The sequence below is a fragment of the Streptomyces sp. NPDC050732 genome, from assembly GCF_040654255.1.
Taxonomy (GTDB): Bacteria; Actinomycetota; Actinomycetes; order Streptomycetales; family Streptomycetaceae; genus Streptomyces.
The window spans coordinates 71,141-90,759 of the sequence record NZ_JBFAHP010000016.1 but is presented as its reverse complement, the minus strand read 5'-3'; the positions used below and the strand labels follow the sequence as shown (position 1 = coordinate 90,759).

23 protein-coding genes are annotated in these 19,619 nt (G+C 70.9%); 13 read left to right on the top strand and 10 right to left on the bottom strand.

What is annotated here, in order from left to right; translation table 11 throughout:
- The first annotated feature begins 97 nt into the window (after positions 1 to 97).
- The 4 genes from trpS (at position 98) to AB0H82_RS16755 (ending at position 4,204) form a co-directional block, all read left to right on the top strand.
- Complete coding sequence (gene trpS, locus AB0H82_RS16770) at positions 98 to 1,111, top strand: tryptophan--tRNA ligase (protein ID WP_362993281.1); 1,014 nt, start codon at positions 98 to 100, stop codon at positions 1,109 to 1,111.
- Between the two features lie 88 nt (positions 1,112 to 1,199).
- Positions 1,200 to 1,781: a 2'-5' RNA ligase family protein gene (locus AB0H82_RS16765; protein ID WP_362993279.1), complete on the top strand. Its 582-nt coding sequence runs from the start codon at positions 1,200 to 1,202 to the stop codon at positions 1,779 to 1,781.
- A 33-nt stretch (positions 1,782 to 1,814) separates the two neighbouring features.
- Positions 1,815 to 3,020: a hypothetical protein gene (locus tag AB0H82_RS16760; RefSeq protein WP_362993277.1), complete on the top strand. Its 1,206-nt coding sequence runs from the start codon at positions 1,815 to 1,817 to the stop codon at positions 3,018 to 3,020.
- Entirely contained in the window at positions 3,017 to 4,204 is a 1,188-nt protein-coding gene (locus AB0H82_RS16755) for a hypothetical protein (RefSeq protein ID WP_362993275.1), read from the top strand. The genes AB0H82_RS16760 and AB0H82_RS16755 overlap by 4 nt, the downstream gene beginning before the upstream one ends.
- On the opposite strand, the gene AB0H82_RS16750 is transcribed toward AB0H82_RS16755, so the two are convergent.
- Positions 4,201 to 4,956: a decaprenylphospho-beta-D-erythro-pentofuranosid-2-ulose 2-reductase gene (locus AB0H82_RS16750; RefSeq protein WP_362993273.1), complete on the bottom strand. Its 756-nt coding sequence runs from the start codon at positions 4,954 to 4,956 to the stop codon at positions 4,201 to 4,203. The two genes, AB0H82_RS16755 and AB0H82_RS16750, sit on opposite strands and share 4 nt — an antisense overlap.
- A gap of 13 nt (positions 4,957 to 4,969) precedes the next feature.
- On the bottom strand, positions 4,970 to 6,394 hold the full coding sequence (locus AB0H82_RS16745) for an FAD-binding oxidoreductase (protein ID WP_362993271.1): 1,425 nt from the start codon (positions 6,392 to 6,394) through the stop codon (positions 4,970 to 4,972).
- A gap of 165 nt (positions 6,395 to 6,559) precedes the next feature.
- On the opposite strand from AB0H82_RS16745, the gene AB0H82_RS16740 reads away from it, so the two are divergent.
- Genes AB0H82_RS16740 through AB0H82_RS16725 form a run of 4 tightly spaced genes read left to right on the top strand, consistent with a single transcriptional unit; the run spans position 6,560 to position 9,435 of the window.
- Positions 6,560 to 7,078, top strand: coding sequence for a phosphatase PAP2 family protein (locus AB0H82_RS16740; RefSeq protein ID WP_362993269.1), 519 nt, complete (start codon positions 6,560 to 6,562; stop codon positions 7,076 to 7,078).
- Positions 7,071 to 8,021 carry a decaprenyl-phosphate phosphoribosyltransferase gene (locus tag AB0H82_RS16735; protein WP_362993267.1) on the top strand — a complete coding sequence of 317 codons (951 nt, stop codon included), beginning with the start codon at positions 7,071 to 7,073 and terminating at the stop codon, positions 8,019 to 8,021. Before AB0H82_RS16740 ends, AB0H82_RS16735 begins: the two co-directional genes overlap by 8 nt.
- 32 nt (positions 8,022 to 8,053) lie before the next feature.
- A complete protein-coding gene (locus AB0H82_RS16730) occupies positions 8,054 to 8,521 on the top strand; it encodes a GtrA family protein (protein ID WP_362993440.1) in 468 nt (155 codons plus the stop codon).
- Positions 8,509 to 9,435 carry a YihY/virulence factor BrkB family protein gene (locus AB0H82_RS16725; RefSeq protein WP_362993265.1) on the top strand — a complete coding sequence of 309 codons (927 nt, stop codon included), beginning with the start codon at positions 8,509 to 8,511 and terminating at the stop codon, positions 9,433 to 9,435. The genes AB0H82_RS16730 and AB0H82_RS16725 overlap by 13 nt, the downstream gene beginning before the upstream one ends.
- Here the strand turns inward: AB0H82_RS16725 and AB0H82_RS16720 are convergent.
- Positions 9,426 to 10,688 carry a D-alanyl-D-alanine carboxypeptidase gene (locus AB0H82_RS16720; RefSeq protein ID WP_362993263.1) on the bottom strand — a complete coding sequence of 421 codons (1,263 nt, stop codon included), beginning with the start codon at positions 10,686 to 10,688 and terminating at the stop codon, positions 9,426 to 9,428. The two genes, AB0H82_RS16725 and AB0H82_RS16720, sit on opposite strands and share 10 nt — an antisense overlap.
- A 109-nt stretch (positions 10,689 to 10,797) precedes the next feature.
- Here AB0H82_RS16720 and AB0H82_RS16715 point away from each other — a divergent pair, with 109 nt between their 5' ends.
- The 4 genes from AB0H82_RS16715 to AB0H82_RS16700 all read left to right on the top strand — a co-directional run bounded on the left by AB0H82_RS16715 (position 10,798) and on the right by AB0H82_RS16700 (position 13,013).
- Positions 10,798 to 11,040, top strand: coding sequence for a hypothetical protein (locus AB0H82_RS16715; RefSeq protein ID WP_355803629.1), 243 nt, complete (start codon positions 10,798 to 10,800; stop codon positions 11,038 to 11,040).
- Positions 11,041 to 11,042: 2 nt separating this feature from the next.
- Positions 11,043 to 12,329 carry a metallophosphoesterase gene (locus AB0H82_RS16710; protein ID WP_362993261.1) on the top strand — a complete coding sequence of 429 codons (1,287 nt, stop codon included), beginning with the start codon at positions 11,043 to 11,045 and terminating at the stop codon, positions 12,327 to 12,329.
- A gap of 142 nt (positions 12,330 to 12,471) precedes the next feature.
- The gene (locus tag AB0H82_RS16705) at positions 12,472 to 12,870 is read left to right on the top strand and encodes an ATP-binding protein (RefSeq protein WP_362993259.1); all 399 of its coding nucleotides are present in this window, start codon (positions 12,472 to 12,474) and stop codon (positions 12,868 to 12,870) included.
- Complete coding sequence (locus tag AB0H82_RS16700; protein WP_362993257.1) at positions 12,849 to 13,013, top strand: hypothetical protein; 165 nt, start codon at positions 12,849 to 12,851, stop codon at positions 13,011 to 13,013. Before AB0H82_RS16705 ends, AB0H82_RS16700 begins: the two co-directional genes overlap by 22 nt.
- On the opposite strand, the gene AB0H82_RS16695 is transcribed toward AB0H82_RS16700, so the two are convergent.
- Positions 13,000 to 14,322 (bottom strand): MFS transporter, encoded by a 1,323-nt coding sequence (locus AB0H82_RS16695; protein ID WP_362993255.1) that lies wholly within the window; start codon positions 14,320 to 14,322, stop codon positions 13,000 to 13,002. The genes AB0H82_RS16700 and AB0H82_RS16695 overlap by 14 nt on opposite strands.
- Positions 14,323 to 14,484: 162 nt before the next feature.
- On the opposite strand from AB0H82_RS16695, the gene AB0H82_RS16690 reads away from it, so the two are divergent.
- On the top strand, positions 14,485 to 14,994 hold the full coding sequence (locus AB0H82_RS16690) for a MarR family transcriptional regulator (protein WP_362993438.1): 510 nt from the start codon (positions 14,485 to 14,487) through the stop codon (positions 14,992 to 14,994).
- 75 nt (positions 14,995 to 15,069) lie between these two features.
- Here the strand turns inward: AB0H82_RS16690 and AB0H82_RS16685 are convergent, their stop codons facing one another.
- From AB0H82_RS16685 to sdhC, 6 genes are all read right to left on the bottom strand, one after another.
- Entirely contained in the window at positions 15,070 to 15,528 is a 459-nt protein-coding gene (locus AB0H82_RS16685) for a VOC family protein (RefSeq protein WP_362993253.1), read from the bottom strand.
- A 158-nt stretch (positions 15,529 to 15,686) separates the two neighbouring features.
- Positions 15,687 to 15,920, bottom strand: a complete 234-nt coding sequence (locus AB0H82_RS16680; RefSeq protein WP_362993251.1) for a hypothetical protein — start codon at positions 15,918 to 15,920, stop codon at positions 15,687 to 15,689.
- 133 nt (positions 15,921 to 16,053) lie between these two features.
- On the bottom strand, positions 16,054 to 16,824 hold the full coding sequence (locus AB0H82_RS16675) for a succinate dehydrogenase iron-sulfur subunit (RefSeq protein WP_362993249.1): 771 nt from the start codon (positions 16,822 to 16,824) through the stop codon (positions 16,054 to 16,056).
- Positions 16,824 to 18,578, bottom strand: coding sequence for a succinate dehydrogenase flavoprotein subunit (gene sdhA / locus AB0H82_RS16670; RefSeq protein ID WP_362993247.1), 1,755 nt, complete (start codon positions 18,576 to 18,578; stop codon positions 16,824 to 16,826). Before sdhA ends, AB0H82_RS16675 begins: the two co-directional genes overlap by 1 nt.
- Before the next feature lie 16 nt (positions 18,579 to 18,594).
- Positions 18,595 to 19,089: a succinate dehydrogenase hydrophobic membrane anchor subunit gene (locus AB0H82_RS16665; RefSeq protein WP_361177834.1), complete on the bottom strand. Its 495-nt coding sequence runs from the start codon at positions 19,087 to 19,089 to the stop codon at positions 18,595 to 18,597.
- A gap of 8 nt (positions 19,090 to 19,097) precedes the next feature.
- Entirely contained in the window at positions 19,098 to 19,478 is a 381-nt protein-coding gene (gene sdhC / locus AB0H82_RS16660) for a succinate dehydrogenase, cytochrome b556 subunit (RefSeq protein ID WP_150185849.1), read from the bottom strand.
- Positions 19,479 to 19,619 lie beyond the last annotated feature (141 nt).

Here is a 19,619-nt window from a genome sequence, read left to right as displayed (position 1 = left end):
CGGCCGGTAACCGTGCCGCACCGGCCGTGGCCGGTCGGTTCCCACCCGTCACACACCTGTTTCCGAGCTATGAGAGTCACCTGAGAGAATGGGCACCATGGCCTCTGAACGACCTCGTGTGCTCTCCGGAATCCAGCCCACCGCCGGCTCGTTCCACCTCGGCAATTACCTCGGCGCGGTCCGCCAGTGGGTGGCGCTGCAGGAGTCCCACGACGCCTTCTACATGGTGGTGGACCTGCATGCGATCACGGTCCCGCAGGACCCCGCCGAGCTGCGCGCCAACACCCGGCTCGCCGCCGCCCAGCTGCTCGCCGCGGGCCTCGACCCGGAGCGCTGCACGCTCTTCGTCCAGAGCCACGTCCCCGAGCACGCCCAGCTCGCCTGGGTGATGAACTGCCTCACCGGCTTCGGCGAGGCCTCCCGCATGACGCAGTTCAAGGACAAGTCCGCCAAGCAGGGTGCCGAGCGCGCGTCCGTCGGCCTCTTCACGTACCCGGTCCTCCAGGTCGCGGACATCCTGCTGTACCAGGCCAACGAGGTGCCGGTCGGCGAGGACCAGCGTCAGCACATCGAGCTCACCCGTGACCTGGCCGAGCGTTTCAACGGCCGCTTCGGGGAGACGTTCACCGTGCCGTCGGCGTACATCCTCAAGGAGACGGCGAAGATCTACGACCTCCAGGACCCGTCGATCAAGATGAGCAAGTCGGCGTCCACGCCGAAGGGCCTGATCAACCTCCTGGACGAGCCCAAGGCCACCGCCAAGAAGGTCAAGAGCGCCGTCACCGACACCGACACGGTGATCCGCTACGACGTGGCGGAGAAGCCGGGCGTCAGCAACCTCCTGAGCATCTACTCCACGCTCACCGGCACCGGTATCGCCGAACTGGAGCAGAAGTACGCCGGCAAGGGCTACGGTGCGCTGAAGACCGACCTCGCCGAGGTCATGGTCGAGTTCGTGACCCCCTTCCGGGACCGCACCCAGCAGTATCTGGACGACCCGGAGACGCTCGACTCGATCCTGGCCAAGGGCGCGGAGAAGGCTCGTGCCGTCGCCGCCGAGACCCTCGCGCAGGCGTACGACAGGGTGGGCTTCCTGCCCGCCAAGCACTGAGTCACCGGACGACCGAGCACCACAGCTTGCACCGCGCTGCCCACCGGGCGGCGTCCCCCGCCCATGGACACGACGACAGGAGTACGACGTGGGGACCGTAACGATCGGCGTCTCGATCGCGGTCCCGGAGCCACACGGCAGCCTGCTCCAGGAGCGGCGTGCGGGCTTCGGGGACCCCGCGGCGCACGGCATCCCCACCCATGTGACCCTGCTGCCGCCCACCGAGGTGGACGCGTCGGCGCTGCCCGCGGTCGAGGCGCATCTGCTGTCGGTCGCGGCGGCGGGCCGCCCGTTCCCGATGCGCCTTTCGGGGACGGGCACCTTCCGTCCGCTGTCGCCCGTCGTCTTCGTGCAGGTGGTGTCGGGCGCCTCGGCCTGCTCCTGGCTGCAGGAGCGGGTCCGGGACGCGTCGGGGCCGATGGCACGCGAACTGCAGTTCCCGTACCACCCGCATGTCACGGTGGCGCACGGCATCTCCGAAGAGGCCATGGACCGCGCGTACGAGGAGCTCTCGGAGTACGAGGCCGAGTGGTCGTGCACCGGCTTCGCCCTGTACGAGCAGGGTTCCGACGGTGTCTGGCGCAGGCTGCGCGACTTCGCCTTCGGTGGCCCTGTAGTGCCCCCTCAGGCCTCGGCCCCGTCGGCGCGGGGTACGCTGCCCGCTCGCTGACCGGGGTGCCCCGGCCGACCGTGCTGGGGGATCATGCGCAACGCAGCGGCAGCTGTCGCCGCCCTCGCCTTCGTGGCGGTCGGCTGCGGGGCACAGAAGTCCGACGGCGCGGCTGCCGCGCGGCCGTCCGAGCCCCGTGCGGTCGGGCTCTCCTGGACGTACGAGCGCATCGACGACGAGCCCGGCGAGCTGATCGACGGGGCCGCCCTGGCTCCGGACGACATATGGGCTCTCGGGAGCGACGGCGCCCGCACCGGCGGGCGGTCCGCGAAGGGCCATCTGCTGCACTTCGACGGCGAGAAGTGGACGCGGGAGCCGCTGCCGGTCGACGGCGATCCCCACCTCTCCCGGCTGGAGTACCTCGGGTCGGCGGGCATCCGGCTGCACACCGTGGAAGGCACCGCGTCGAACACGAAGAGGCCGCGTTATGCCCTCTGGGACGGCACTCGCTGGGGCCCCGTGAAGGACGCGCCCGCCGGGCCGCTCACGGACATCGAGGTCATCGCTCCGGACGACGTGTGGGTGCTCCGGGGCGACGGCGAGGTCACGCACTGGGACGGCAGCAGGTGGACGGTGACGCCGATGCCAGCGGAGAGGGTCGCCGCCCTCGCCGGTTCGGCGCGGGACGACGTGTGGGCGGTCGGTTCGCGTACGACGGGGCGGGGTGTCGGCGGGCCGGGCGGCGAGGTCAGGCAGCTCGCCGCGATGCACTTCGACGGCGAGAAGTGGACGCTCACCAGGACGCCGACGTACCGCTTCCCCGATCCGGTGCCGCCCGAGCCGTTCGCCGAGTTCACCGGGATCGACGTCGCCTCCAGGACGTACGTCCGCGCCTACGGAGGACACTCCTACCGGGGGTACGACGGCGAAGAGGTCCGCGATCCGGAGTCGGAGAGCGTCGAGTTGAGCTGGGACGGCTCCCGCTGGAAGGACGCGAAGCCCTTTCCCGGAGCGTGCGCGTACCGGAAACCCGTGGCCCGGGACGGCGACCGCGGCTTCTTCATGAACGGCAACCGGCACCTGACCACCGACGGCAAATGCACGAAGATCAAGAAGCCGGGGCTGCCCGAGGGCGGCGGGGTACGCCCCGAGGCGCAGCAGCAGCTCTGGCTGAAGAGGATCGTCACGGTGCCGGGCTCGGGCGAGGTGCTGGGCTTCGGCACGGTCGAGGTCCTGCAGAGCGGCTTCGCCCCGTCCAAAGCCGTCGTCGTCACCCTGAAGCGGCAGGAGAAGCGATGAAGAGGACCGCCGCGATCCTGGCCGTGCTGGCCCTTGCCGCAGCGGGCTGCGGCAGCGACGACAGGGAACCCGTCCGAACCGGCGGCTCCAGGAGCGACGCCTGGAAGCTCGCCTACGTCGACAAGGCGACCAGGGGTGAACTGACCACTGTCGCAGCGGCCTCCGAGGACGACATCTGGGCCGCGGGCTGGGAGTCGCTCAACGGCGACATGAGCGACCCCGAGGGCCAGTACCTGCTGCACTACGAAGGCAGCGAATGGCGGCGGCAGAAGCCACCGGCCGAGCTCGACGGGAACATCTTCCACCCGCGGCTCGACTCCTCGGGCCCGGACAACGTGTGGCTCTTCGGCTCGGGTGACGACTCCGCGGTGGGCGTGGCCCGTTGGGACGGCACCCGCTGGCGGCGCATGCCACGGCCGACGGGGAGCGGAATGCTCGGCGAGACCAAGGTGTTCGGCCCCGACGACGTGTGGGTGCTGCTCGGCGAGAAACAGGCGCAGCACTGGGACGGCAGCCGCTGGACCAGTCACGTGCTGCCCGCCGTCGCGAACGCGCTCGACGGCACGTCGGGCGACGACCTGTGGGCGGTCGGCTTCCGCACGAGCGGTCCCGGAGTGGGCGGCGAGGGCGGCGAACTCAGCCAGCCCGCGGCGATGCACTGGAACGGCGCATCCTGGACGAGCACGCGGACGCCGGAGTACCGCTTCCCCGAGCCCGTTCCGCCCGAGCCGGGCGCCTCCCTCGACGGCGTGGAGGCGGTCTCTCCAAAAGAAGCGTGGGCCTACGGCTCGCACGACTTCAACCACGGCGAGGTCGAGAGGGAACCTTCCATCGAACACGTCATGCTGCGCTGGGACGGCTCCCGCTGGCACGAGCAGAAGGGTGCCGACCAGGACCCGTGCCTCTCCAGGAGTGTCGTCGCGCACGGGGAGGACGGAGGGCTCCTCTTCGGAGTACGCCGGTACCGCACTCCGGAGGGGCGCTGCACCAAGCTGTCCTGGCCGCACCTGCCCGCCAAGGGCGAGATCAAGTCCGGTGCCGGGCAGCAGCTCTGGCTCGACCCGATCGTGCCGGTGCCGGGCACGAGGAAGTTCGTCGGCGTGGGCAAGGTCTACGTGACGCAGTGGGGCAACCCGCAGACCTTGCCCACCGTCGCCACGTACGAACCGCCGAAGAGCTCCTAGAGGGGCAGTCGCCGGAACACCGGCCGCGGCACGTGCCGCAGGGCCGACATGACCAACCGCAGCGCTCCCGGCACCCACACCGTCTCGGAGCGCCGCCGCAGGCCGTTCTCGATGGCTTCCGCCACCGCCTCCGGGGTGGTCGCCATGGGCGCCTCCTCCAGGCCCGCGGTCATCTTCGAGCGGACGAAGCCGGGGCGGACGACCATCACGTGCACCCCGGTGCCGTGCAGCGCGTCGCCCAGGCCCTGGGCGAACGCGTCGAGTCCGGCCTTGCTGGAGCCGTAGATGAAGTTCGACCGGCGGGCGCGCTCGCCCGCCACCGAGGAGAGCACCACCAAGGAGCCGTGGCCCTGCGCCTGCAGCGCCCGCGCGCAGACCAGCCCCGCGGAGACCGCGCCCGTGTAGTTCGTCTGGGCGACGCGGACCGCCGCGACGGGCTCGTCCTCGTCGCGTGCCTGGTCGCCGAGGATGCCGAAGGCGAGCAGCACCATGTCGATGTCGCCCTCGGTGAAGACCTTGCCGAGGGTCGCCTCGTGGGACTCGGGGTCGAGCGCGTCGAAGGCGACGGTCCGCACGTCCGCGCCCATGTCGCGCAGGCCGGCCGCGGCCTTCTCCAGGTCGGGGGACGGGCGCCCGGCCAGCCACACCGTGCGGGTGCGGCGGGCGACGAGGCGCCGCGCGGTGGCGAGGCCGATCTCGGAGGTGCCGCCGAGGACGAGCAGGGACTGGGGGGTGCCGAAGGCGTCTTTCATGAGTACCGGTCTCCTAGAGGGCGAGGCGGCGGGAGAGGTCCGAGCGGAACACTCCACGCGGGTCGAGATCGGCCCGCAGGGCACGGAAGTCGTCGAGCCTGGGGTACATCGCGGCGAGCATCTCGGGCCGCAGGCGTGAGTCCTTGGCGAGGTAGATGCGCCCGTCGGCGGCGGCCACCTCCTCGTCGAGCTCGTCGAGGAAGGCGCCGAGCCCGGGGAGGTTCGCCGGGATGTCCAGGGCGAGGGTCCAGCCGGGCATCGGGAAGGAGAGCCAGCCCGGATCGCCCTCTCCGAAGCGCTTCAGTACGGCGAGGAAGGACGGGCAGCCACGCTCGGAGATGCGCTGCACGATGCGGCGCAGGGCCTCCTCCTTGCCGTATCCGACGACGAACTGGTACTGCACGAAGCCGCCGCGGCCGTAGACGCGGTTCCAGTGCGGGACGCCGTCCAGGGGGTGGAAGAAGGTGGAGATCTTCTGGAGCTCGCCGGTGCGGGAGCGGGGCGCCTTGCGGTACCAGAGTTCGTTGAAGAGCCCCACAGAGGTCCTGCCGAGCAGCCCCTCCGGCAGGAAGGAGGGGGCGGCGGGCAGCCGGGCGGGGCGGAAGGCGAGAGGGGCTCTACGCGCGCGTGCCCGCTCCGGGAGGGCGTCCAGGGGGGCGTGGTCGCCGCGGGTCAGGACCGAGCGGCCCATGGAGGCGCCGCGCGCGAGGAGGTCGATCCAGGCGACCGAGTAGCGGTAGCGGTGGTCGGTGGCGGTCAGGCGGGCCATCAAGTCGTCGAGGTCCGTGGCGCGTTCCGTGTCGACCGTCATCAAGGACGTCTCGACCGGCAGGAGTTGGACGGTCGCCGAGAGGATCACGCCGGTGAGGCCCATGCCGCCGGCCGTCGCGTCGAACAGCGCGCTGCCGGGTTCGACCGTGCGGACCGTGCCGTCGGCGGTCAGCAGGTCCATCGACAGGACGTGCCGGGAGAAGGAACCGGAGACGTGGTGGTTCTTGCCGTGGATGTCGGCGCCGATCGCCCCGCCCACCGTCACGTAGCGGGTCCCCGGGGTCACCGGCACGAACCAGCCGAGGGGGAGCAGGACTTCCATCAGGTGGTGCAGTGAGACGCCCGCGTCGCAGACGACCGTGGCTGCCGGAGCGCCCGTGCTCGTCGTCCCTGTGGTGTCGATGACGCGCACCCGGTCGAGGCCCGTCATGTCGAAGACGGCGCCGCCCGCGTTCTGTGCGGCGTCTCCGTAGGCCCGGCCCAGGCCGCGGGCGATGCCGCCGCGCTCCCCGCAGTCACGCACCGCGGCCGCCGCCTCCTCCTGTGTGCGGGGTCTCACCAGCCGGGCGGTGGTCGGAGCGGTGCGGCCCCAGCCGGAGACGGAGACGGCGGACGCCGTGGGGGCCGAGGCGCGGGCAGGGGAATCGGCGGGTGAGTCGGCAGGCATGAAGGTGACCGTATCGCCCGCATGTGGGCGGTTCGTTCCAACAGTCCCGTCCCTCACCGAAATGGGTGATTGATGGAGTGTCATCCTACATTGACGGAATTATGAGCATGTTGTTGAGAAGAGTTGAGATGCCCGGCTCTCGAACGTCTTCGAAATAGAGGCGACATGCACGACATGGACCACCGGTTGCTGTCGGCCCTCCGCGACTGCGGCACCGACCCGCGCGTGGCGGCCGCCGCACGCGCCCTGTCGCGCGCCGGCGAGCACGGCGCGCTCTGGATCGCGGCCGGCCTCGCGGGCGCCGCCGTCGACCGGGAGCGCCGCGGCGCATGGTTGCGCGGCACGGCGCTCACCGCCACCGCACACCTGGCCAGCATGGGCGTCAAGCGGATCGTCCGCCGCCCGCGCCCGGGCGACCACAACGGCGTCGCGCCCCTCGTACGCACCGCGGGCAGGCACTCCTTCCCCAGCTCCCACGCCACGTCGGCCGCCGCGGCCACCGTCGCGTACAGCGCCCTGCGCCCCGTCGGCGCCCGCCTCGTACCGCCGCTGGCCGCCGCGGTGTGCGTCTCCCGGATGGTCGTCGGCGTCCACTACCCCTCGGACGTCGCCGCGGGAGCGGCGCTCGGCGCGCTCACCGCGCGCGTGGGCGCCGCCTGGATGAACGGAGGCAGCGATGCCTGAACGTATCTCCACCGTCCTGGAGCGGCCCCGCCCGGCCCAGCGCCCGAGCACCGTCGGCCTGCCGCTCGGCCTCCTGAAGACCGCGCGCCCCCGCCAGTGGGTGAAGAACGTCCTGGTCGTCGCGGCCCCCGCGGCCGCCGGTGAACTCTTCTCGCGGCACGCCCTCACCCAGGTCGCCATCGTCTTCGCGCTGTTCACGGCGGCCGCCTCCGCCGTCTACCTGATCAACGACGCCCGCGACGCGGACGCCGACCGCGCGCACCCCACCAAGTGCCGCAGGCCGGTCGCCGCCGGGCAGGTCCCGGTGCCCGTCGCATACGCCGTGGGAGGGCTCCTGGCCGTCCTCGCGCCCGCGGCGGCCGCCGTCCTGTGCACACCGCTCACAGCGGCGCTCCTGGCCGCGTACGTCGGCATGCAACTCGCCTACTGCGTCAGCCTCAAGCACGTCCTCGTCGTCGACCTCACGATCGTCACGACCGGCTTCCTGATGCGCGCCATGATCGGCGGCCTCGCACTGGAGATCCCGCTCTCGCGCTGGTTCCTGATCACCACCGGCTTCGGCGCGCTCTTCATGGTCTCCGCCAAGCGCTACTCCGAAGCCGTCCAGATGTCCGCGAGCTCGGCGGAACTGGGCGCCACGCGCGCGTTGCTCACCGAATACACCACCGGCTACCTGCGCTTCGTGTGGCAACTGGCCGCAGGTGTCGCCGTTCTCGCCTACTGCCTGTGGGCCATGGAGGAGGGCGGCACCGCCAACGGCAGCCTGCTGCCCTGGCGCCAGCTGTCCATGGCGGCCTTCATCCTCGCGATCCTGCGCTACGCCGTCTTCGCCGACCGGGGCACGGCGGGCGAACCCGAGGACGTCGTCCTGCGGGACAGGGCGCTCGCCGTGATCGGCCTGGTGTGGCTCGCGATGTACGGACTCGCGGTCGCGGACTGGTGAGTTTGCATTCCCTGCGCGCGAAAGCGCACTCCCTGCGCGGACGGCTGCGGACGCTCGGACCCGAACTGCTCGGCTTCGCCGCCGTCGGGATCTGCGCGTACGCCGCCGACCTCGGCCTCTTCATCTGGCTGCGCGGACCCGTGGGCCTGGACCCGCTGACCGCCAAGGCGCTCTCCTTCGTGGCGGGCTGCTCGGTCGCGTACGCGGGCAACGCGCTCGGCACCTACCGGAGCAGGGCCGCGGAGGTCTCGCGGCTGCGCCAGTACGTGGTGTTCTTCGCCGTCAACATCGCGGGCGCCCTCGTCCAACTGCTGTGCATCGCCGTGTCCCACTACGGTCTCGGCCTCACCTCACAGCGGGCGGACACCGTCTCGGGCGCCGGCATCGGTATGGCACTCGCCACTGTCCTGCGTTTCTGGGGTACCCGGACCTTGGTCTTCCGCTCACCGGGCAGGACAACAGGCAGAACCACAGGCACGGAGGCGTCATGGACTGGCTGAAGAAACTCCCCGGCATCGGGCCCCTCGTCGAGAAGGGCATGCGCACGCACGCGTGGCAGGCGTACGACCGGCTCGACCACGTGCACTGGACGCGCCTCGCCGCCGCCATGACGTTCATCAGCTTCCTGGCGCTCTTCCCCCTGCTCACCGTCGCCGCCGCGATCGCCGCGGCCACACTGTCGAAGAAGCAGCAGAGCACCCTGGAAGACAAGATCTCCGAACAGGTCCCCGGCATCTCCGACCAGCTCAACCTGGACGCGCTCGTCGCCAACGCCGGCACCGTCGGGCTCGTCGCGGGCGCCCTGCTGCTCTTCACCGGCATCGGCTGGGTCGGCTCCATCAGGGAGTGCCTGCGGGCCGTCTGGGAGCTGCCGGACGAGGAGGAGAACCCCGTCCTGCGCAAGGCCAAGGACGCCGGGGTGCTCATCGGGCTCGGCGGCGTGGGGCTCGCGTCGTTCGCCGCGTCCGGGCTCGCATCGACCGCCGTCGGCTGGGCCGCCGACCTCGTCGGCATCGACGAGAAGGGCTGGGGCACCGTGCTGCTCCAGGTCGTCGCGTTCGCCATCGCCGTCCTCGCGGACTTCCTGCTGCTGCTCTACGTCCTGACGCTGCTGCCCGGCGTGCAGCCGCACCGGCGCGAGCTCGTCACCGCCGGCCTGATCGGCGCGGCCGGATTCGAACTGCTCAAGCTGCTGCTCGGCGGCTACATGAAGGGCGTCGCCGCGAAGAACATGTACGGCGCCTTCGGAGTACCCGTCGCCCTGCTCCTGTGGATCAACTTCACCGCCAAGCTGCTGCTGTTCTGCGCCGCATGGACGGCGACGCGGAAAGCGTCACGTACGGAGGGAGAAAAAGGCGAAGAGGCAGCCTCCGAAGAAGCTGCCTCCACGACCGCGCCCCGCCGTCAGTCCTGACGCGACCGCCGGCCCGCCTGTCCCGGCAGCGGCATCCGGCGCCTGAGCACGAAGGCCCCCGCGGCGAGCACCGCGAGCACGCCACCGGCGATCCCGAGCGCGATGCCCATCCCGCTCGACCCGCCGTCGGAGGAGTGCGCCGCCTTCTCGACGGCACCCTCGCCGCCGCTGCCCGGGGCGCCCTTGCCCGCGCCACCCGTGGCGGCGCCCTTCGGAGCGACCAGCTCACCCACCGGGTCGACCTTGCCCACGGCCTGGAAGCCCCAGTCGAAGAGCCGCGCCGTCTCGTTGTAGACCGCGTGGGCCTCTCCGGAGGAGGGGTTCATGACGGTGACGAGGAGCACCTTGCCGTCGCGCTCGGCGACTCCGGTGAAGGTGTTGCCCGCGTTCGACGTGTAGCCGTTCTTGACGCCCGCGATGCCCTTGTAGGGCTCGACTCCGTCGGCGCCGGTGAGCAGCTTGTTGGTGTTCTGGATCTCGAAGGACTCACGCTTCGTCCTGCCCTTGTCCTTGCCCTTCTTGATCTTCTTCGTCTCGCCGGGGAACTGGGCCGTGGCCGTCGCGCAGTACTCGCGGAAGTCCTTCTTCTGCAGTCCGGAGCGGGCGAACAGCGACAGGTCGTACGCGGAGGAGACCTGCCCCTTGGCGTCGTAGCCGTCCGGGGAGACCACGTGCGTGTCGAGGGCCTGCAGCTCCTCGGCGTGCTTCTGCATGTCCTTGACGGTCTGCGGGATGCCGTCGTTCATCGCGGACAGGACGTGCACCGCGTCGTTGCCCGACTTCAGGAAGACACCCAGCCACAGGTCGTGGACGGAGTACGTCTCGTTCTCCTTGATGCCGACCATGCTGCTGCCCGCGCCGATGCCCTCCAGATCGGAGAGCGCGACCTTGTGCTTCTGCGACTTGGGGAACTTCGGCAGGACCGTGTCCGCGAACAGCATCTTCAGGGTGCTCGCCGGAGGCAGCCGCCAGTGTGCGTTGTGCGAGGCCAGGACCTCACCGGACTCGGCGTCCGAGACGATCCAGGAACGCCCCGTCAGGTCCTTGGGCAGCACCGGGGCGCCCGCCTTGAGCTTCACCTGGGTGCCCGGCTCACCGAGCCGCGCACCACCCACGGTGGACATCTTGGAGGGCGGCTTCGGCTGGTCCTTGTCGTCTCCCGGCTTCCCGTCCGCCAGCGCGGGCGCCGCGGTCGACATGGTCAGCAATGCGGCGGAAGCGACCAACAGGGCGGTCTTTTTTACGGCAGGCACGGACGAGAACGTACAGGGCGGGGCTGTGCGGGTCGCTCCCGAGGTGCGCTGTGTCCCGTCGTCCCCACCCCGGCGGCGGTGCGGAAGGGGACCTCGCGATACTGAACGCATGAAGCTCAGCCGCCCTGTCTCCTGGTTCCTGCTCGCCTTCGGGGTGTGGAGCTGGTTCATCTGGATCACTTTCGTCAAGAACCTGTGGAAGGACGGCAGCGGGCTCGCCTTCGACGACGCGGACAACCCGACCGGGTACTTCTGGGTGCACCTGACGCTTGCCGTTGTCTCCTTTGCCTTGGGGACGGTGGTAGGGGTCATCGGGTTCCGTGGAGTCCGTGCTCTGCGCAGAACGTCATAGCCGTGGTCGTCCTCACGGTCCTCGTGGGCCTCGCCGTCCTCGCGGCCTTCGCCGCCCTCCACTGGTACGCGTGGCGCCGCCTGGTGCGGGACACCACGGCCGGCCCCGGACCCGCCCGGCGCGCCGGCACGGTCGTCTTCGTCGCGGGCCCCCTGCTGATGTTCGGCGCGCTCGTGGCCGAGCGCTCCGGAGCGCCGTTCCTGCTCCAGCGGGTGCTCGCCTGGCCCGGGTTCATGTGGCTGGCCGTCTCGCTCTACCTGCTGCTCGCGCTGCTCGTGGGGGAGCTGGTACGTCCCTTGCTGCGGCGGTGGGCCCAAGGCGACACGCGACGTGAGAGCGTCCCGGAACCTGTGCCCGTGCCCGCGGCGGACGTCACACCTGACGCGCCGTCCGTACCCGAACCGGAGCCCGAACCCGCGCCGGAGCCCGAACCCGCGCCGGAGCCCGTGCGCGCCGCTCCCGCCCCCTCCCGCCGCCTCTTCGTCTCCCGCGTCGTCGGCGGTACCGCCGCGGCCGTGGCGGCCGGGACCGTCGGCTACGGAACGTACGGCGTGCTCCGCGGCCCCAAGGTGAAGCGGGTCACCGTGCCGCTGGCGAAACTCCCGCGAGGGGCACACGGGTTCCGGATCGCCGTGGTCAGCGACATCCACCTCGGCCCGATACTCGGCCGCGGCTTCTCGCAGCGCGTCGTGGACACCGTCAACGCCACGCAGCCCGACCTGATCGCCGTGGTCGGCGACCTGGTGGACGGCAGCGTCGAGGACCTGGGCCCCGCCGCCGCGCCGCTCGCCGGACTGCGGGCGAAGCACGGCGCGTACTTCGTCACGGGCAACCACGAGTACTTCTCCGGGGCCGAGCAGTGGGTCGACCACGTGCGCGAACTGGGCCTGCGCCCGCTGCGGAACGCCCGTACCGAACTCCCCGGGTTCGACCTCGCGGGCGTCGACGACGTGGCGGGCGAGGACGAGGGCAAGGGCCCCGACTTCGCCAAGGCGCTCGGCGACCGGGACCGCTCGCGGGCCTCGGTGCTCCTCGCCCACCAGCCGGTCGTCATCCACGACGCCGTCGAGCACGGAGTGGACCTGCAGCTCTCCGGCCATACCCACGGCGGCCAGCTGTGGCCGGGCAACCTCGTCGCGGACCTGGCCAATCCGACACTCGCGGGCCTGGAGCGGTACGGCGACACGCAGCTCTACGTGACGCGCGGCGCGGGCGCCTGGGGGCCGCCCGTACGGGTCGGGGCGCCGTCGGACATCACGGTCGTGGAACTGGCGTCGAGACAGGCCTGACCCGCACGCGGTGTCACCGACACGGCTTGTTCCTGGGGTATTTGGTTCAGAACTGGCCAGATATGGGTGAGTCCAGAGGTGCCGCAGTGACACCGCGCGGCACCTCTGCGCAGCATTGAGGCGTCGGAGGGGGAATGGGGACTTGTTGAGACGTGATGCCTTCAGACTGCCGCCGCACCCCGCGTCGGTGCCGCTCGCCCGTACACGCGTGCGCGACCATCTCTCGGCCTGGGGGCAGACGGCGGACCACGGGGCGCTCGACGACACCGTGCTCCTCGTGTCGGAGCTGGCGACCAACGCGATTCTCCACGGGCTCGTGGTCGAGCGGGAGTTCGAGGTGGCGGTGACGGTGCTCGCCGACGGCTCGTGCTTCGTCGAGGTGTCCGACGAGAGCCCGTCGGAGCCCGAGCTGCGCACGGCGGACGCCTGGGAGGACGAGAGCGGCCGCGGCATGCGGCTCCTCGACGCGGTCGCTGAGGCGTGGGGCGTCTGGCGGCGCGGCAGGTACGGCAAGACGGTGTGGGCGCTGGTGAGGGGCTGAGCGCACCGGCGCGGGCGGCCGTGAGCGGCGCCGGGTGTCTGCCCTTCGAGGGCGGCCGGACGCTGGCGGTCATCCTCAGCAAGGCGATGATGCTGGCCAGGGACGACGAGATCACGGACCCGACGATCCTCAGCCGGCTCTGACGGCGTCGTCCCCGCCTCTGACGGCGTCGTCCTCGCGCGCGGGAGCGGCGTCCGGCCCGACGGCACCCTGTGCGGGGAGGTCCGGCGGCAGGGTGAAGCGGCGGACGCCCGGCACCGCCGCCGTCCCCGCGCACGCCACGCCGACGCCGACAGCCGCGATCCACAGGGGTGTCGCCGTACCCCAGGCGCTCGCCGCGAGGGGGGCGAGGACGTAGCCGAGCGGCATCGCGGCCATCGAGAGGAGCCAGTCGTACGAGGTGACGCGGGCCAGCACCGCGGACGGTATCGCCGCCTGTACCGAGGTCTCCCAGACGGGGCTGAGGAAGCCGAGTCCCGCCTGCGCGAGGCCGTAGGCGACGATGACGGCGGGCGCGGGGGCACCGGCGGCGAGCAGGCCGAGCGGGAGGGCGTACGTCGCGAGGCCCAGGTTGGCCGTCAGGACGGGGCGGCGCGGCCTGGCGCGGCCGGCGAGCAGCGAGCCGAGCAGCAGCCCGATCGCGCCCACCTGGAGGATCCAGATCCACGTGCCCTCACCGCCCAGCTCCGCGACGGCGAGGGCGGGGCCGAGGGTCATGAGCACGGCGGCGGCGCCGTTCCAGGCGGCGTGGGCGACCAGACTCGTCCAGTACCAGTCGCGGCTGCGCACCTCGTGCCAGCCCTCGACGAGGTCCTTGCGCAAGGAGGGGCGCTGCTCGGCGGGAGCCGGAGCGGGCGCGTGGGGGAGGCGCAGCGCGGAGAGGAGGCAGGCGCTGACCGCGAAGGAGGCGGCGTCGAGGATGAAGGCCCAGCCGGGTCCCGCGTAGGCGATCAGGAGCCCGGCGAGCGCGGGGCCGCCCAGCACGGTGCTGCTCCTGACGACGCCGAACAGGGAGTTCGCGCCGTGCCGGTCCTTCGCCGTCACCGTGCCGGTGATCAGTCGTGGCAGCGTCGGCATGGCGAAGGCGGACGCGGCGCCGCCGACGGCCTCCGCGGCGGCGATGTGCCACAACCTCGGCTCCCCGCCGAGCAGTTCGACGCCCACGAAGAGCTGGGCACCGCAGCGCACCAGATCGGTGGTGAGGGCGATGGTGCGGGGGTTGAAGCGGTCCGCGACGACCCCGCCGAGCGGCAGCAGGAGCAGCCGTGGCCCCATCGCGCAGCCGAGGACGACGGCCAGGGCCGAACTCGATCCGGTGGCGCGCAGGACGGCGAGGGCGAGGGCCGCGGGGATGACGGCGTCACCGACGAGGGACAGGGTGCGGCCGAGGAGGAGGAGCCGGAAGGGGCGGTTGCGCAGCAAGGGGTACGACGACGGTCGTGGCAGCGGCATGAGGAGGACCATATTTCGGTGCCGAACTATTCGTCAACGAAGTATCCGGAGCCGAAGTACAGTCCTGGGATGGTGGACGAGACGACGAACGACCCGGCCGATCACGGGGCGCTGGACGACATGGCGGATACCGCGGGCGGTTTCGCGACTGAGCGGGAGGGCCTGCCGGTGCGGGACTGGACGGATGGGCACGTCGAGCGCTGGCTGCCCGTCCTGCCCACCCTCGACCCGGACATCGAGGGCGCGGTCACCCGCATGAGCAAGCTCACCGTTCATCTGCGCCGCGTCCGCGAGCAGTCCCTCGCCGACTTCGACCTGGAGCGCCACGAGTTCGACACCCTGCACAAGCTGGCGGGCCGGGGCGGCGCGGCGAGCCCCTCCGAGCTCGCCGCGGACCTGGACCTCGCACCGGCCTCCGTCACCGGACGCCTGGACGGCCTGGAGCGCCGGGGCCTGATCCGCCGTACGCCGTCCAGGAAGGACCGCCGCCGGGTCGACGTGGAGCTGACGGAGCCGGGCAGATCGGCGTGGCGGGGCGCGATGGCCGTCCTCGGCCGCGAGGAGGAGCGGCTCCTCGGCGTGCTCCCGGCGGCGGAGCGGGCGCTGCTCTCCGACATGCTGCGCCGGATCATGGTGGTGGCGGAGGCGGACGGCGGAGCGGGCTGGCGATAGCCCTCACTCGGCCCTCTGGCCCCGCCCGGCCCACCTCCCTGCCTCAGCCTCGCCCCCGCCCCCCCCGTGTCCGCCTCAGGAGTTACGCGCCAGCTCCGGCCGTTTGAGGTAGTCGGCGAACCCGACGACGTTGCCCCACGGGTCGGCGATCTCCACGGTCCACCCGGTGGCCACGGAGAACGGCTCGGCGAGCAGGGGCACCCCCGCGGCCGCCAGCGCCCGTCCCTTCGCGCGGGCGTCCCCGACCTCCAGCCAGAGGCGGGGCGAGGGCCACGACGGCGTACGCGGGACGATGCCGTCCTCCACGCGCAGCAGCACGCCCGGCGTCTCCTTGCCCACCTTCAGGATGGCGAGCCCGATCTCGTCGAGCCGGAAGGCGACGGGGAACCCGGCCCGCTCGTAGAAGCTGACGGCCTCGCCCAGGTCGCCGACGGGAAACAGGACATTGTCGAAACCGAGAAGCTCTGCGGACTGGTCTGCGGACTGCACTGCGGGCTGGTCAGCGGACAGGCCGACCGACTGGTTGTCTGACATTCCGTCAGGCTAGGCCGGGGCCCGCCGCATCGGCGCAGGCGCGCATGAGCCGCGCCTCAGGGTGCGCGATCCTTCGGCCGTACGGCGGTACGACGCACGGACCCCGCCCTGCGGCCGTCGGTACCAGCGGTTGCTGGTGTCGCAGTGTCACAGCGCCGTCAGGTGGACGCGGTGAGGAATCTCTTGACGGCATTGATGTCCGTATGCCATTCGGAAATCTGGTTGCCGTCCTCGTCGACCGTGCGGCGCGGGCCCACGGACCGCCACGGCTCGTCCGGCAGGAATCGCTCGGTCAGCTCGTCGAGGAAGACGACGGAATTCTGGATATGGATGTCCGGCCCGCTCCGGTAGACCGGCCAGCAGAAGGGGAAGTGCTCCGAGAAGTCCCCCACGGTGATCCTGCCGACGGCACCGCGGGGGAGGGGGGCGAGTCGGAGCGTCGAGCCGGCACGCCGTGCGGACGCAGCCGGGCCCCGCTCCCGGAAAGGAGCGGGGCCCGGCTGGACCACGAAGAGCCGCGCGAGATCAGAAGCGACGCGTGATCAGCGCGCGCTTGACCTCCTGGATCGCCTTCGTGACCTCGATGCCACGCGGGCACGCGTCCGTGCAGTTGAACGTCGTGCGGCAGCGCCACACGCCGTCCTTGTCGTTCAGGATCTCCAGGCGCTGCTCGCCCGCCTCGTCACGCGAGTCGAAGATGAAGCGGTGGGCGTTGACGATCGCCGCGGGGCCGAAGTACTGGCCGTCGTTCCAGAAGACCGGGCACGACGACGTGCAGGCCGCGCAGAGGATGCACTTCGTCGTGTCGTCGAAGCGCTCGCGGTCCTCGGCGGACTGCAGACGCTCGCGCGTCGGCTCGTTGCCCGTGGTGACCAGGAACGGCATGACGTCGCGGTACGCCTGGAAGAACGGGTCCATGTCGACGACCAGGTCCTTCAGGACCGTCAGACCCTTGATGGGCTCGACCGTGATCGGCTTGCCCGGGTTGATGTCCTTGATCAGGGTCTTGCAGGCGAGACGGTTCTTGCCGTTGATCCGCATGGCGTCCGAGCCGCAGATGCCGTGCGCGCAGGAGCGGCGGAACGTGAGCGTGCCGTCCAGGTCCCACTTGACCTTGTGGAGGGCGTCGAGGACACGCTCCTTGGGGTCGATCTCCAGCTGGAAGTCTTCCCACGTGGCGTCCGCGGAGACCTCGGGGTTGAAGCGGCGGACGCGGAGGGTGATCGTGATGTACGGGGAGTCGGCGAAGCCCGCCTCGGGCTTGGCGTCTTCCTTGTCGAGGGTCGGGGTAGCCATCAGTACTTACGCTCCATCGGCTGGTAGCGGGTCTGGACGACCGGCTTGTAGTCGAGACGGATCGTCTCCGTGCCGTCGTCGCCGACCTCGCGGTACGCCATGGTGTGGCGCATGAAGTTGACGTCGTCGCGGTTCGGGAAGTCCTCGCGGTAGTGACCGCCGCGGGACTCCTTGCGGGCCAGCGCGGACTGCGCCATGACCTCGGCGAGGTCGAGCAGGTTGCCCAGCTCGATGGCCTCAAGGAGGTCGGTGTTGAACCGCTTGCCCTTGTCCTGGATCGAGACGTTGAGGTAGCGCTCGCGGAGCTCCGCGATCTTCTCCACCGCCGTCTTGATCGTCTGCTCGGTGCGGAACACCATGACGTTGGCGTCCATGGTCTCCTGCAGCTCCTTGCGGAGCTCGGCGACCCGCTCGGTGCCCGTGGCGTCGCGCAGCCGCTCGACCTGGGAGACGACCAGCTCCTCCGGGTTCTCCGGGAGCTCGACGAAGTCGTTCTTCGCCGCGTACTCGGCGGCGGCGATGCCCGCGCGCTTGCCGAAGACGTTGATGTCCAGGAGCGAGTTGGTGCCGAGGCGGTTGGCGCCGTGCACGGAGACGCAGGCGACCTCACCCGCGGCGTACAGACCCGGGACGACCGTCGTGTTGTCCGCCAGGACCTCGCCCTCGACGTTCGTCGGGATGCCGCCCATGGCGTAGTGCGCGGTCGGCTGGATCGGGATCGGGTCCGTGTAGGGCTCGATGCCGAGGTAGGTGCGGGCGAACTCCGTGATGTCCGGGAGCTTCGCGTCCAGCTGCTCCGGCGGGAGGTGCGTGAGGTCGAGGTAGACGTGGTCGCCCTCGGGACCGCAGCCGCGGCCCTCACGGATCTCCGTGTAGATGGAGCGGGACACGACGTCACGGGACGCGAGGTCCTTCATGACCGGCGCGTACTTCTCCATGAAGCGCTCGCCGTCCTTGTTGCGGAGGATGCCGCCCTCACCGCGGGCGCCCTCCGTGAGGAGGATGCCCATGCGCCAGATGCCGGTCGGGTGGAACTGGAAGAACTCCATGTCCTCCAGCGGCAGCCCGCGCCGGTAGCAGGCCGCCTGGCCGTCACCGGTGAGCGTGTGCGCGTTCGACGTCACCTTGAAGAACTTGCCGGTGCCGCCGGACGCGTAGATCACGGACTTGGCCTGGAAGACGTGGATCTCGCCGGTGGCCAGCTCGTACGCGACGACGCCCGCGCTCTTCTTGACGCCGTCGACCTCGACGATGAGCTGGTCGAGGACGTAGAACTCGTTGAAGAACTCCACGCCCTCCTTGACGCAGTTCTGGTACAGCGTCTGGAGGATCATGTGGCCGGTGCGGTCCGCGGCGTAGCAGGAGCGGCGCACGGCGGCCTCGCCGTGGTTACGGGTGTGACCGCCGAAGCGGCGCTGGTCGATGGTGCCGTCCGGGGTGCGGTTGAACGGCAGGCCCATCTTCTCCAGGTCGAGGACCGCGTCGATGGCCTCCTTCGCCAGGATCTCGGCGGCGTCCTGGTCGACCAGGTAGTCGCCGCCCTTGATCGTGTCGAAGGTGTGCCACTCCCAGTTGTCCTCCTCCACGTTGGCGAGCGCGGCGGCCATGCCGCCCTGCGCGGCGCCCGTGTGGGAACGCGTGGGGTAGAGCTTGGTGAGCACGGCGGTGCGGCTGCGCTTCGTCGCCTCGATGGCGGCGCGCATGCCGGCGCCGCCCGCGCCGACGATGACGGTGTCGTACTTGTGAATCTTCACGGAAGTCGCCTCGGCTTTAGCGGATGTTCGGGTCGAAGGTGAAGATCACCAGCGTGCCCAGAAGGATGGTGAACACCGTGGCGGTGTACAGCAGGCCCTTGAGCCACAGACGCGTGTTCGGGCGCTCCGCGTAGTCGTTGATGACCGTGCGCAGGCCGTTGGCGCCGTGCAGCATCGCGAGCCACAGCATCAGCAGGTCCCAGACCTGCCAGAACGGCGAGGCCCAGCGGCCGGCGACGAACGCGAAGCCGATCTTCGAGACACCGCCGTCGAGCACCAGCTGGATCAGCAGGTGGCCGAGGACGAGGACGACCAGGACGACGCCGGACAGCCGCATGAAGAGCCATGCGGCCATCTCGAAGTTGCCGCGGGTCGAGCGCGGGGTCTTGGAGGTGCGCTTGCGGGGCGCCTCGATGACCGGGGCCGGGTTGTCGACGTCGTAGAGGGAGGCGCCCTCGACGGGGCCCACTCCGGACGTCGCGGACTTGTCGAGCGTGGTGTCAGCAGACATGTCTGGCGTCAGCTCCCGAAGACTTCGCGGACGGCGTGGCCGAGGACGGGGTAGAGCGCCCCGACCATCAGGACGACCCAGATGCCGACGACGGTCCAGAGCATCTGCTTCTGGTAGCGGGGTCCCTTCGACCAGAAGTCGACGGCGATGACGCGCAGGCCGTTGAGGGCGTGGAAGAGGATGGCGGCGACCAGGCCGTACTCAAGGAGTGCGACGATCGGCGTCTTGTAGGTGCTGACGACATCGTCGTACGCCTCCGGGGAGACGCGGACGAGAGCGGTGTCGAGCACATGCACGAACAGGAAGAAGAAGATGAGGACGCCGGTGACTCGATGAGCCACCCAGGACCACATTCCTTCCCGGCCGCGGTACAGCGTTCCAGCCGGCACGGAAGTTCCTCCGGGAGCGGGGGTTGGGGCCGGCCGGCTTCGGCGTCGGACGAGCCCGGCCGGGTACGGTCCACCGGCCGCCCGTCATCGTATCGACGAGTTGTCGGTAGCCCTGCCCCGGGTCCGCAGGTGTGATCAAAC

Excerpts from the sequence above, each read along its gene's own strand:
- AB0H82_RS16685 (WP_362993253.1), bottom strand. The coding sequence starts at position 15,528 with ATGTCAGACAACCAGTCGGTCGGCCTGTCCGCTGACCAGCCCGCAGTG.
- AB0H82_RS16695 (WP_362993255.1), bottom strand. The coding sequence starts at position 14,322 with ATGCCGCTGCCACGACCGTCGTCGTACCCCTTGCTGCGCAACCGCCCC.
- AB0H82_RS16740 (WP_362993269.1), top strand. The coding sequence starts at position 6,560 with ATGCACGACATGGACCACCGGTTGCTGTCGGCCCTCCGCGACTGCGGC.
- trpS (WP_362993281.1), top strand. The coding sequence starts at position 98 with ATGGCCTCTGAACGACCTCGTGTGCTCTCCGGAATCCAGCCCACCGCC.
- AB0H82_RS16715 (WP_355803629.1), top strand. The coding sequence starts at position 10,798 with ATGAAGCTCAGCCGCCCTGTCTCCTGGTTCCTGCTCGCCTTCGGGGTG.
- AB0H82_RS16745 (WP_362993271.1), bottom strand. The coding sequence starts at position 6,394 with ATGCCTGCCGACTCACCCGCCGATTCCCCTGCCCGCGCCTCGGCCCCC.
- AB0H82_RS16725 (WP_362993265.1), top strand. The coding sequence starts at position 8,509 with ATGGACTGGCTGAAGAAACTCCCCGGCATCGGGCCCCTCGTCGAGAAG.
- AB0H82_RS16750 (WP_362993273.1), bottom strand. The coding sequence starts at position 4,956 with ATGAAAGACGCCTTCGGCACCCCCCAGTCCCTGCTCGTCCTCGGCGGC.
- AB0H82_RS16760 (WP_362993277.1), top strand. The coding sequence starts at position 1,815 with ATGCGCAACGCAGCGGCAGCTGTCGCCGCCCTCGCCTTCGTGGCGGTC.
- AB0H82_RS16735 (WP_362993267.1), top strand. The coding sequence starts at position 7,071 with ATGCCTGAACGTATCTCCACCGTCCTGGAGCGGCCCCGCCCGGCCCAG.
- AB0H82_RS16665 (WP_361177834.1), bottom strand. The coding sequence starts at position 19,089 with ATGTCTGCTGACACCACGCTCGACAAGTCCGCGACGTCCGGAGTGGGC.
- AB0H82_RS16755 (WP_362993275.1), top strand. The coding sequence starts at position 3,017 with ATGAAGAGGACCGCCGCGATCCTGGCCGTGCTGGCCCTTGCCGCAGCG.
- AB0H82_RS16675 (WP_362993249.1), bottom strand. The coding sequence starts at position 16,824 with ATGGCTACCCCGACCCTCGACAAGGAAGACGCCAAGCCCGAGGCGGGC.